Consider the following 12,836-nt stretch of genomic DNA (forward strand, 5'->3'; position numbering starts at 1 on the left):
TAAATGCCCTTGAGATTGCCTGGGATGGTTCAAAAATTACCCACAGCCAGCCAAAAAGGATCAGTGATGGGGTTATGAGCAACAAGCCGCTTTATCTTGCTTCCCAAGACCTTGCCCTGTTTCCTGTGTATGTTGACAAACCTTTGCCCGGCGATAGTACAGGAAAGGTTTTTCCTGAAAATGGTGCATTTATCCGTGCTTTGGATTATTCCAAATCAAGTGACCTGGCATCATTGAGCAATTATTCAAGAATCAATATTGAAGAGGATCTCCGTATTCATGATGAACCACAAATTGTTGAAATTTCGGATAAAGGTAATCTTATGGCTATGGTAAGAACTACCAAAGGGATTTATTTTACAACAAGTTCTGATTATGGATTAAACTGGAACCCGGTTGAGCCATTTACTGCTTCCGGACCAACAACCTCAAGCCGTTTTTATCTTGGTAAACTTGCCTCCGGAAATTTATTGCTGATTTCAAACATCAGCACTACCCGGAATAATATGACCGCATTCATTTCTGCTGATGGTGGTAAAACCTGGCCACATAAACTTTTGCTTGATGGCAGAGATAATGTTTCCTATCCTGATGCAGATCAAACACCTGATGGAAGGATCCATGTGGTATTCGATCGGGAACGGACCAGCGCTAAGGATATCCTGTATTGCAGGTTTACAGAAGAAGATGTTATTAAGGGAAACACAGATATGGTGTTTAAAACGAGAGTTAATAAATAGTTAATAATTGATAATTGACACCCGATAGCTATCGGGTTGACAATTAGCTAAGAGACTTGCGAAATCGCATGGGCGAGCAGAAAGTCGATTTCGTCAGTCACTTAAATCAATTGCTCCTCTGGTTGGTGTTATCACCAACCTTTATCACCAACAAGGGATGTGTAAATGCATCTGGTACGGTGAGAACACCGACCAGAGGGAATAGGGCCCGCTTTTAGGCGGGTTGTAATCGGCGTGATTCAATTCGGGCTTCAGCCCTACATATTGCAGGTTAGAAAATAACGTAAACCGGTGCTTCAGCGCCGACAACATTTAATCGGACTGAAGCCCGATGGGGGTGTTCCGGTATAAACGGATTATTTTGGGCTGAAGCCTGGAATACCCCCTTGTTTTATACCCCGCTTAAAAGCGGGGCCTATTGAGCGAGTGCGCTAACAGCGGGGCTTGCTTTTTGAAATCAGGAAATAAAATCGTTCACGATACTTTTTAAAAGGATATTTTTAAACATTTAATTTTAACCGGACAGCAATAGTTGTGAAATCAATTCACTTTCAACTGTTTTTGCAACCACTGATCCATATTTTCCCTTTGCTCCGGATACATCCAGTGCCCGGTTTCCAATGCAAGGAATAATGATTTCGGAGCCGTAATCACATTGTATGATGCATACATAGAGGTCGGGGGACAAGTAACATCATTAAATCCCCAGCTATACATTCCCGGAACTTTAAGTAGTCGTGCAAAGTTCACTACATCATAATACCCGGTAGTTTTAACTTTATCAGGAGTGCTGCCGGTATTTACATTATCCTTATTGAACAAATGAGGCCATCCACCTGCTCTGCCAATCATGAATCCCGTCAGATCACTTAGAGCAGGGTAATAGGCACCCAAAAATTTAACTCTTGAATCAAGGGCTGCTGTTACAATTGACAATGCTCCTCCCTGGCTTCCTCCGGTCACACCTAAAGTGCTGCCATCAAACTCAGGAAGAGAAGTTAAAAAATCATTCGCCCTGACACATCCCATGTAAACCCGCTTATAGTAATATCGATCACGATCTTCCAGATTGAAAGCCTGATAGCCTGATAGAGCACCTACGCCAAGATTAGCATAGACGTTCGGATCCATTGTAACCGGAACGCCGTGAATACCAATTTCAAGTGTGATCACACCTTTTTCTGCTGTTGCTACATCCCCATTGTATGGTCTGATTCCGGCTCCAGGAACCCGAAGCAATGCCGGATATTTTCCGGGCTTTTTAGGAACACAAAGTATTCCGTACAATCTGCTGCCCAATCGAAAATTCTGAATATTTACATGGTAAACATTCACCTTCTCTGTGGAACGCTCAGGCAACAAAGTCATTCTGGCATCCATTGGTATCTTCGCCAGATCAGCTTTTGCATTATTCCAGAACTGAACAAAATCATCCGGGTTTACCGCGGCCGGCTTAATTTGCCCCGGATCAAAGCCTACTGTCGCAAGACTGCTATACTTTTTGCCATTTACTTCTGCAGTGACCACGCAGCGATAAAATCCCGGGGTTCTCATCGTTCCAGCCTCAATCGTTGTAAGTCCATTCGAAAGCTGCATTGAATCGCGCTTCTCTGGGCTCATTTTTTCAGGCCCAAGCTCATAAACCACCTTTACATTTTTCAAGGGATTTCCATATTGTAGGACAGAGACATTGAACTTCACCATTTCTCCAACTTTGTAAACCCAGTTCGGATGATCAGGGCCAATAATGACTTTTACATTCTGCTCAACAGGCTGAGCCATAACTGCTCCGGCAAAGAGCATAAGAAAAAGGAGAAAAAAAGCTGATTTTGAATTTTTCATTAGTATATAATTTGTTTTTGATTAATGGCAATTAAATGTGTCAAAACGCAGGCATATGTACGCTCCAATTATCCGTTCTGGTAGAAAATATTTTAATCAAATTCGGCAATAATAGAGTCTAAACCAAATTTTTTTTATTCTGAAAAAATATTGGAAACCTTAATAAAACGAAAGAGAAAACCGGGCTTTATTAAACCGGAAGGAAATCAAAAGAAAAAGATTATTTCCCTTTGGTCATCAGGTACATGAACCACACTCCTACCAGGACAATAAAGCCAAGTATAAACATACCAACTTTACCCTTGCGCTTATCCTGACGCATAACCCAAATCAGGAATCCGGTTAGTGGGATTAAAAAAATCAAAAAGAAAATTATACTTGATGCGCTCATAAATTCTTAAGTAAATCTCGTGTTTAAATATTTATAATCCAGCTACTAATATGATCAAAACTGCAATCTGGCCAATGGCGAGATATCCTGCCCAACGAAATCATTTTTCAGATACTTATGATAACCGGCAATAGCTATCATCGCGGCATTGTCTGTACAATATTCAAACTTCGGGATGTAAATGTCCCAGTTCAATAAAGCTGCAGTCTCGGTCAATGCTCCTCTCAATCCGGAATTAGCTGAAACACCCCCGGCAATTGCGATTGTTTTGATCTGATATTGTGCTGACGCCTTCTTCATTTTATTCAGCAGAATTGAAATAATTCTGTCCTGAACTGAAGCACAAACATCATTCAGGTTTTCCTTTAAAAATTCAGGGTTTTCCTTTAACCTGTCGCGGACAAAATACATGATGGAAGTTTTCAGTCCGCTGAAACTGAAATCCAGCCCTGGAATTTGAGGTTCAGGAAATTTGAATGCATCATTATTACCCAGTTTGGCGTATCTATCAATGAGCGGACCACCGGGATAGGGCAACCCAAGTAATTTAGCAGTTTTATCAAAAGCTTCACCAGCAGCGTCATCTGTGGTCTGCCCAACAATTTCCATATCAAAATAATCCCTAACCAACACAATTTGAGTATGTCCACCTGAAACCGTCAGGCATAAAAACGGGAATTCAGGCTTATTCTCCTCAATAAAATGGGCCAGAATATGTGCCTGCATGTGATTTACTTCAATCAGGGGCAGATTATTTGCCAGTGCGAATGCTTTTGCAAAGGAAGTACCAACCAAAAGTGATCCTAATAATCCTGGTCCCCGGGTAAAAGCTACGGCATCGATATCATTTTTATGTATTTTTGCGACAGAAATGGCTTCATGAACAGCGGGAATTATATTTTGCTGATGAACTCTGGAAGCCAGTTCGGGGATCACCCCTCCGTAATTTTGGTGAACAAGCTGTCCGGCAATGATATTGGAACAGATTTTGCCATCTATACAGATTGATGCGGATGTGTCGTCGCAGGAAGATTCTATGCCGAGGATGATTGCCAAAACGTATATTAAAATTGAATTGAATAATTAAAATACAAATTTATCAAAAAAGCGCTAAAAATAACCCTTTGGATACTGGCAACATTTATAATGTTGCTTACGCTATTGGTTTTTTCACTGCAGTTCAAGACTGTACAAACTTATGTCGCTAAAAAAGCTGCAAACTATCTTTCAAAGGAGCTGAACACTCGTGTTGAGGTAGGATCTTTATACATTAAGCCATTTAAATCAGTAGTACTCGACAGCTTGTATATACAGGATCTTGAAAAAGACACACTATTATTTTCACCGAAATTCATTGTAGATTTAGACTATTTTTCCCTGAGAGAACGAAAGATTACTGTTAAGCTCTTACAAATTGAAAACGGAAAGTTCTTTTTAAAGAAATATAAAGATCAATCGACAAACCTGACTTTTATCCTGAACTATTTCAGCAGTGGCAAAACCACGAAAAAAAAGGTCTCAAAACCATATGATATTACACTTGCTAAGATTGTTTTAAATAATGTCGCATTTAAGTATAAAAACTTCAATAATGTCAATCCTGTAAAAGGGATAAATTTCAATGATATTCTTCTGAGCGGACTGAGTACGACGATTCTGGACCTAGATACAAAATCATATCTGCTGAAAGCAGGAATACGAAATATGACTTTCAGAGAGAAAAGTGGCTTTTATTTGAAGAATCTCACTGCTGATGCAGCAATCGACACGGGCCAGATGGAGTTCAAAAAACTTTTGCTCGAAACTTCGGATAGTAGAATTAGTGATTATCTCTTATTGAAATATTCAAACTTTAAAGATTTCAATAATTTTACCAGCAAAGTATTTCTCAATTCAAACCTCCAAAACTCAAAGATAAATAGCTCAGACATTGCGTATTTTTCTCCTAGCCTTGCCAAATCTTCGATTATCCTGCAGGTTAATGGACAGGTTTCAGGCTTTGTAAACGATCTGAAAGCAAAAAGCCTGATCATACAGAGTGGGCAGGCTACTTATGTTAAGGGCGACTTCAGAATTACCGGCCTTCCGAGCATAAAGCAAATGATGCTCGACCTGGATTTTGACCAGGTGTCAACAAATAAAAAGGATCTTGATCTCATTATTTCCAGGGCCACAGGCAAAAAGAATTCGATGATTCCTCAAATGATTGAAAAATTCGGAACTGTGAATTTCAAAGGCAGATTTACAGGATTTCTCAATGATTTTATAGCTTATGGAGAATTTAAAACGCGTATTGGGCGTGTGGTGACCGATTTGAACATGAAGATCAATAATGCCTCAGTACCCACTTACAGTGGGAATATTAAGGCTTACGACTTCAATCTGGGCGACTTACTGGACCAAAAAAATCTGGGAAGAACCACTTTAACTGCCGACATTAAGGGCAAAGGCTTCAAAATAAATAGCATACAGGAACAAATTAAGGCGAACATAAAATATTTTGATTTTAAGGATTACAGATACAACAATATAAAAGTTGACAGCCGTTTTGTAAACCAAGTGTTCAATGGAAAGATCATTGTAAATGATCCTAATGTGAAACTGGATTTCGATGGCAAAGTAGATCTGAACAAAAGCCTTCCTGAATTCAATTTCGATGCTTCCATAAAAGGTGCTAACCTTCATAATCTTAAACTGATCAAAGACAGTGTTCAGTTTGATGCAGAAGTGAAAACCAATTTTAAAGGTTCAAATCTTGAAAATATTGAGGGAATGGTTGAGCTCACAAAAGTTCACCTGACTAATGCTCAAAACTCTTTTGATATTGATTCGGTGAATCTAAAAGCTATTGGAACCGGACTTACCCGTTCCCTGAATATTGAATCTGATATATTTGATGCAAGTATCAAGGGTCAGTATGATCTGAAAACATTGCCCTCTTACTTTAAATCTGTTGCCAGCAAGTATATTCCTTCTCTCGGCCTGACTTACGTTCAACCCGGAAAACAGAATTTTGAATTTAACCTGAAGATCAAATATTTTGAGCCTCTCAGTATCCTTTTTGCTCCACAATTGAAAATTCCGGAGCAGGCAAACTTTAACGGGAAATTTGTATCAGACTCAAATACTGCGAACCTGAATGGATTCATAAAACTGATTCAATACAATAAAATCAAGGTCAACAACCTGATTATTGACGAAAGCACTTCAGCGGAGGCAATGAACATCTTCATTACATCCGACAGGGTTGACATTACGGATAGTTTGTACATCAAGAATGTCAACATTGCTAATATCTTAAAGAACGACAGCCTGAGTCTAAACGTTAAATTGTCGGACAAGGATGCGATTAACCAGCTCGATTTAAACTCACTGGTAGAATTTACTTCTAATGGAGATCAGCGAATTCAGCTGAGTATTCTTCCTTCGGATGTGATCATCAATAACCAGACCTGGAAGATTCAGGAGAAGGTTAGCTTTAGCTTTGATGATGGCCGAACAAAGGATCAGGAATTCAACCTTCTACGACGCACAAAAATTACAGGTTTCGAATTATTCAGGGATAATCAGATGTTAACCATCAATGGCTATATTTCCAAAGATCCTGCCGATGAGCTCCTGATTGGTTTCAATAACTTCAAGCTGACCACATTTAATCCATTGACTACTCCACTAGGAATTACTTTGAATGGTACACTTAACGGGAATGCCAAACTTGCCGGCCTGGGGCCGAGTCCGAATGTGGAAGCAGAGATTAAAATAGACAGCCTGAATTATAACAAACTGGCTGTCGGAAATATGACGCTAAGTGCCGGACTGGATAATTCCACCAAACTGATCAATGTTAAAATGAATGTTGAGAATAATGGCGAAACTACGATGGATATTGCGGGAACTTATAATGCCAGCGACGATCAGAATAATCTGGATATGAAGCTCATTATGAAAGATAATGAAGTGGCGCTTTTCCAACCTTTCTTGAAAAACCTGGTATCGAACATGAATGGTAAAGTTTCTGCCGATTTAACTGTAACCGGAAAGCTGAACAAACCTCAAATTAATGGAAACCTTAATTTGAAAGATGGAGGTATGACGGTTAATTATTTAAAAACCCCTTACCGCATAACGGACAAAATTGAGGTTGAGAACACTGTAATTAAGCTGAATAATCTTAAAATCAGAGACCATAGAGACAATATAGCCATCGCAAATGGCACAGTAGATATGGCCAATGTCAACAATCCGGAGATCCATATCAATATTGTCGCCAATAACTTCATGGCACTAAATACCACAGCAAAAGATAATCCGCTTTATTTTGGTGTTGCCTACGGAACTGGTGTTTTCAGTTTTAACGGGCCTACAAATGATATGCGGATTATCATTGATGCAAAAACAGAAGCCGGTACCGTTTTTAATATCCCTTTGAATTCCTCCGCAACTGTAAGTAAAACCGACTTCATCACTTTTGTTTCCAGGGACTCATCACTTAATAAGCCAAAAATAACCTCATTCAAAGGGCTTACGATGGATTTTGAATTACAGATTGATCAAAATACTGAAGTTAATATCTTCACCGAACTCGGCAAGTTAACAGGTCGTGGTGATTCCCAGTTAAGTTTGAATATAAACAGTCTTGGTGATTTCGAGATGTATGGGGATTACAATATTAACAGCGGGAAGTTTGCATTTACTGCACAGGATTTTATCAATAAGATTTTTAAAATCAGTGAAGGCGGATCAATTCGCTGGACAGGAAATCCGGTTCAGGCAGCAATTAACCTGAAAGCACTCTATGAAGTAAGGACAAGCTTAGGTCCACTCTATGCTGCTGCAGGCAGACCTTCAATAGACCAGCGTGTTCTGGCAGAGGCAGTAATGAACCTGAGCGGGCCACTTTTAACTCCTAATATTTCATTCGATATCAATTTTCCTGCAGATGCATCTATCAAGGATGAGCTACAATCTTATTTGAGCGACGTCAACAATACCAATCAGCAAGCCTTAAGTTTAATTGTGAGACGTTCCTTCGCGGCGGGTAAAGCAGCAGATTTTGAATTTGCCACTTCTACATTCATCAGTGCCGGAACAGAATTATTTTTTAACCAGTTAAATACGATCCTGACGCAATCACTGAATCTGAATTTTGTGGATCTGAACATTCGTTCTTTGAACGATGCAAGTGCCTCATTCCGCTTTTTGAATGACAGACTTATTTTAACAGGAGGTATTACCGACCGTGCCAATAGCAGCCGTAATTTCTCTGAATTCAATGTAATTGGAGGTGGTAACTCAGTAGCACGTGATGTGGAAGCTCTTTACCTGATAAAAAAGAATGGCGATCTCGTGCTCAGGGCATCAAACAAGATCAATAGCCGCAGCTTCCTGAATAATAACCTGGGCAATAGTGAATATGTAAGTGCAATTGGATTAGTTTACAGAAAAGACTTCGACACTTTTAATGAACTATTAGGAATTCTAGTAGGTAAGCAAAGGAAGGAAGATCGGAATAAAGAAAAGGATACCAGTCCACGGGACAGCACCGCGGCTCTGAAACCAAAAGAACCGGAAATGAAATAGGTAATTACTAGTGTCCGGCTACAATTATTTATTAATAAAGTATGTTTCAATGTCTCTCATTGAAGTGTTTTTGACCGATTATCGAATTAAGCCACATCTTTAATGACCAGCAAAACTGATCTCAAAGCATTGTCATGGTTTGAGGGTTTATTCAATCCAAATGATTAGAATCCAGGTTGGAATTTTTTTTAATGACCGCCCAGGGCGGTCAAATGTTTATAGAACTATATTTATAAGGAGACCCGACCCTGAAGGGGTCGAATGTATTTGAATATCATATACGACCCCTTCAGGGTCGGGAAACGGGGGTTTATGGTATTTCTATAAACATTTGACCCCTTCAGGGTCGCAGAACAAAAACTTTTACCGGAACCTAGTGAATAGAAAATTAGCTATTTTTCATAATGGTATGCCCCATCTTATCACGCTTGGTTTTCAAATACAATTCATTATGAATATTGGATTTTATCTCAATAGGAACATTTGAAATAACTTCCAGGCCATAGCCAATCAGTCCTGAACGTTTGGTAGGATTATTAGACATCAGTTTCATTTTCTTAATCCCGAGGCTCCTTAATATCTGTGCTCCAATCCCATAATCCCTTTGGTCCATCGGAAAGCCCAATTGCAGATTGGCATCCACCGTATCAAGTCCGTTTTCCTGAAGATTATAGGCATGCAGTTTATTGATAAGTCCGATACCCCTACCTTCCTGATTCATATAAATGATTACCCCTTTACCTTCCTTTTCGATCATCTCCATCGCCTTGTGTAGCTGCGGACCGCAATCACAGCGGCATGATCCGAAGATATCTCCGGTGATGCAGGAACTGTGAACCCTCACCAGAATTGGCTCATCTTCTTCCCAACTGCCTTTAATTAATGCAAGATGCTGCTCTCCGGAAGTAATTTGTGTATACGCAACCATCTCAAAATCACCCCATTGCGTAGGTAATTTTACAGATACTTCCTTTTTAATCAAAGATTCGGTTTTGAGTCTGTAAGATATCAGATCCTTGATACTAATGATCTTTAAATCAAACTGTTTTGCGATAATCAAAAGATCGGGTAAACGAGCCATTTCACCATCTTCTTTCAGGATTTCAACCAATACGCCGGCAGGTTCTAATCCAGCCATAGTAGCCAGATCAACAGCAGCTTCGGTATGCCCGGCCCTGCGTAAAACTCCACCATGTTTCGCAATAAGCGGAAAAATATGCCCCGGACGACCTAATTCCTCCGCTTTTGTATCCGGATCAATCAGTGCCAGTATCGTTTTGGAACGATCGGAAGCTGAAATACCCGTTGTACAACCATGTCCGATAAGATCGACAGAAACTGTAAAATTGGTTTCAAAAGCAGCGGTATTATTTCCTACCATCAGTTCAAGCCTAAGTTCTTTACAGCGCTCTTCGGTTAAAGGTGCACAGATCAATCCGCGGCCATGGGTAGCCATAAAATTGATTATTTCAGGAGTGGCATTGGAAGCGGCGGTTAGAAAGTCGCCTTCATTTTCACGATCCTCATCATCAACAACAATAATAACCTTACCCTCTTTTATATCGTTTATGGCTTCTTCTATCGTATTAAACATAATTTTTGAGCTTGATTCGAAAACGGTTTCAGAAAGGATTAGATATTAAATATGAACAATGATCCCGTTTATAATAATTGCAAATTTAGGTATTTTTTTGGCAGCAGGAATTTTGAACAATTCTTTATAGGTCAGGACAATGCAATAATTCAAAAGCGCCTTCAGGCCGGCTGTTGATCCTTCTTTGAGAATATCCGTTTAAACCAGCGCTTGTAAATATCCAGATCGAAAAGAACTGAGTCTACGGTTGCTTTATACGTTAGGAATATCCCGAGGGGTGATAGGCAAATAATGGCGACCCACATTCCCAAAAAAGGCGAAAGTGAGCCCTCTTTGACCGATTTCTCGCCAATTGTTGAAATAATATGGTATATCAGGAAGAACAAGACAGACATGACAACAGGCAATCCCAGACCGCCTTTTCTGATAATTGCCCCCAAAGGAGCACCAATGAAGAAAAGAACCAGACATGACACTGCCATCGTAAATTTCCTGTTCAGTTCGATCAGAAAGCCCCTCAGCCTGACCTCATTGTCCATTTCAAACAACTGCTTACGGTTTAATACGTCCTTTACTGACCTGATCTGATCTTTTGCAGTTTGGAGTGATTGAACTTTTCTGTCCTTAGGAATAAGATCCAGAACATCCTTATAGGCTTTCATGGGTTTAGCCGGGGTCTTTTTGTTAAGTGTATCCAAACGGTAAACCTTTGCAATTTGCGCAAGATCAGCATAGGCAGAACGAAGATTACTGTCGCCCTTCACACTAAAGGAATCGAGATAAAACTTAAGCTGTCTGATATTCATCATTGCATAGTTCGACTTAAACAGCTCTTCATCAGTACGTTTCATTTGAAATCCGGAGAGGTCGAAGCGTTGCTCAGTTTCTTTGAATTCGGTTCGCATAAAGCGTTGACGTGGATTGTAAACTCCGGCTGAGCCGGGAGTCTCTTCAAAACGCTTTCCATTCTTGAGCTTCAAAACCAAAAGCTGATCATCATCAGTGGTAAACATCTGGCCTTCTTTTGCCATCAGTACATTGATGTTACCGCTGCTTGTATTTCGTTCATAAATTAAAACATCATGGAGGGTTTGGTCGGGATCCTTTTTCTGAACCCTGATCGCATATCCGGGGATACTGGTATTAAAAATACCTTCATTTATAAGGAATGCTGCCTTTTGGTTGCGCACATCATACAATAAGGAACCCATCTTTAAATTCGCTTTAGGAAGCCAGTAATCTGAAAAAAGGAAGGCGGCAAGGCTGAGCATGCCTACTACAATAATTAGGGGCATCATGGCTTTTTGGAGCGAAATTCCGGCTGACTTGATCGCAACCAGTTCATAATTCTCGCCCAGGCTGCCGAAGGTCATAATAGAAGAAAGGAGGATAGCCAGGGGCAGAGCCATAGCTACATTAGTTGCTGATGCGTAGACCAGCAATTCTAGGATTACATACCATTCAAACCCTTTTCCAATCAGATCATCGATGTATTTGAATAAAAATAACATCAACAAAATGAACATAACAATGAAAAAGGTAACGATAAAAGGCCTTAAAAAGGCCTTCAATACCAATAAGTGTACTTTCTTCACATTGTAAAAATAGAGAAAATTAATCTCTATGCACCCAATACACTAATCAAATATTGTATCTGATTATCCCAGATCAGTTTACGATCCTGGATAGTATCCTCTGTAGCAAAGTCGGTTATGGCTAAAGCAACGTCATTGGTTAGTTCATCCTGAACAATTTCCATTTCGAAATAACAATGAGGCTCATCGTCTATCCACTTAAATTTCACCAGTTTATTTTCTTTAATGGAAAGCAATTTTGCTTTTTGCTGTTCGCCATCCCAGGTAAAGGTATAGACCTGATCTCTATAAGTAACATCATCTGCGAACCACTGTGCGAGGCCATTGGGTTCGTTCAGAAATCCGAACAATATTTTAGGAGATGATTTTACTTCATACTCTACATTAAACTTTATCTTTTCTGCCATTCCACTACTTTATTAATATTCTTAGTGAATTATTTTCACCAATTTTTCTAAAGGAAAGTAATTTCCTCTATATTTGCAACTCTGTTTTGAACCGGGATAATATATAACACTATTTGTGCCAAAACCATCCAGAATTATTTCGGGATTTGACACAATATAAAATATTTATACTCAAAGAAAAAACAAATTTGGCGGGGTATCCGCCCGATAGCGGAGTAGGATTCATATCCGCCCAAGGCGGACGGAGTTCGATAATAAATGTGAAATATAAATAGAATGGCGGGGTAGCCGCCCGATAGCGGAGTAGGATTCATATCCGCCCGGGGCGGACGGTAGTTCGATACTTAATGTAAAATAAAATAGTACGGCGGGGTATCCGCCCGATAGCCGAATAGGATTCATATCCGCCCGGGGCGGACGGAGTTCGATAATAAATGTGAAATAAAAATAGTACGGCGGGGTATCCGCCCGAAGGCGGAGCAGGATTCATATCCGCCCGGGGCGGACGGTAGTTCGATACTTAATGTAAAATAAAATAGTATGGCGGGGTATCCGCCCGAAGGCGGAGCAGGATTCATATCCGCCCGGGGCGGACGGTAGTTCGATACTTAATGTAAAATAAAATAGTACGGCGGGGTATCCGCCCGATAGCCGAATAGGATTCATATCCGCCCGGGGCGGACGGAG

At 40.1% G+C, this 12,836-nt stretch carries 8 protein-coding genes; 2 read left to right on the top strand and 6 right to left on the bottom strand.

The annotated features are described in order from the left end of the window. A partial coding sequence (locus Q8M41_RS13585) for a sialidase family protein (RefSeq protein ID WP_305365823.1) occupies positions 1 to 740 on the top strand: 740 nt, incomplete at its 5' end. A 540-nt stretch (positions 741 to 1,280) separates the two neighbouring features. Here Q8M41_RS13585 and Q8M41_RS13590 read toward each other — a convergent pair. The 3 genes from Q8M41_RS13590 to tsaD form a co-directional block, all read right to left on the bottom strand. Continuing rightward, positions 1,281 to 2,582: an acetylxylan esterase gene (locus Q8M41_RS13590; protein WP_305365824.1), complete on the bottom strand. Its 1,302-nt coding sequence runs from the start codon at positions 2,580 to 2,582 to the stop codon at positions 1,281 to 1,283. A 220-nt stretch (positions 2,583 to 2,802) separates the two neighbouring features. Then, the gene (locus Q8M41_RS13595) at positions 2,803 to 2,946 is read right to left on the bottom strand and encodes a hypothetical protein (RefSeq protein WP_305365825.1); all 144 of its coding nucleotides are present in this window, start codon (positions 2,944 to 2,946) and stop codon (positions 2,803 to 2,805) included. An 81-nt stretch (positions 2,947 to 3,027) separates the two neighbouring features. Beyond that, positions 3,028 to 4,029, bottom strand: coding sequence for a tRNA (adenosine(37)-N6)-threonylcarbamoyltransferase complex transferase subunit TsaD (tsaD, locus tag Q8M41_RS13600; protein ID WP_305365826.1), 1,002 nt, complete (start codon positions 4,027 to 4,029; stop codon positions 3,028 to 3,030). 90 nt (positions 4,030 to 4,119) lie between these two features. On the opposite strand from tsaD, the gene Q8M41_RS13605 reads away from it, so the two are divergent. Beyond that, on the top strand, positions 4,120 to 8,553 hold the full coding sequence (locus Q8M41_RS13605; RefSeq protein WP_305365827.1) for a translocation/assembly module TamB domain-containing protein: 4,434 nt from the start codon (positions 4,120 to 4,122) through the stop codon (positions 8,551 to 8,553). A 388-nt stretch (positions 8,554 to 8,941) separates the two neighbouring features. Here Q8M41_RS13605 and Q8M41_RS13610 read toward each other — a convergent pair whose 3' ends face one another. The 3 genes from Q8M41_RS13610 to Q8M41_RS13620 form a co-directional block, all read right to left on the bottom strand. Further along, the gene (locus tag Q8M41_RS13610; RefSeq protein ID WP_305365828.1) at positions 8,942 to 10,147 is read right to left on the bottom strand and encodes a bifunctional 3,4-dihydroxy-2-butanone-4-phosphate synthase/GTP cyclohydrolase II; all 1,206 of its coding nucleotides are present in this window, start codon (positions 10,145 to 10,147) and stop codon (positions 8,942 to 8,944) included. A 161-nt stretch (positions 10,148 to 10,308) separates the two neighbouring features. Further along, positions 10,309 to 11,742 carry an LptF/LptG family permease gene (locus Q8M41_RS13615; RefSeq protein WP_305365829.1) on the bottom strand — a complete coding sequence of 478 codons (1,434 nt, stop codon included), beginning with the start codon at positions 11,740 to 11,742 and terminating at the stop codon, positions 10,309 to 10,311. Between the two features lie 26 nt (positions 11,743 to 11,768). Beyond that, positions 11,769 to 12,149, bottom strand: a complete 381-nt coding sequence (locus tag Q8M41_RS13620; RefSeq protein ID WP_305365830.1) for an START-like domain-containing protein — start codon at positions 12,147 to 12,149, stop codon at positions 11,769 to 11,771. Between the last annotated feature and the right edge of the window lie 687 nt (positions 12,150 to 12,836).

This window comes from Daejeonella sp., from assembly GCF_030684675.1.
In the GTDB taxonomy this organism is placed as follows: Bacteria; Bacteroidota; Bacteroidia; order Sphingobacteriales; family Sphingobacteriaceae; genus Daejeonella.

What these genes read in the sequence shown, in the direction of transcription:
- Q8M41_RS13605 (WP_305365827.1), top strand. Translation starts at nt 4,120, where the DNA reads ATGTTGCTTACGCTATTGGTTTTTTCACTGCAGTTCAAGACTGTACAA.
- Q8M41_RS13610 (WP_305365828.1), bottom strand. Translation starts at nt 10,147, where the DNA reads ATGTTTAATACGATAGAAGAAGCCATAAACGATATAAAAGAGGGTAAG.
- Q8M41_RS13590 (WP_305365824.1), bottom strand. Translation starts at nt 2,582, where the DNA reads ATGAAAAATTCAAAATCAGCTTTTTTTCTCCTTTTTCTTATGCTCTTT.
- Q8M41_RS13620 (WP_305365830.1), bottom strand. Translation starts at nt 12,149, where the DNA reads ATGGCAGAAAAGATAAAGTTTAATGTAGAGTATGAAGTAAAATCATCT.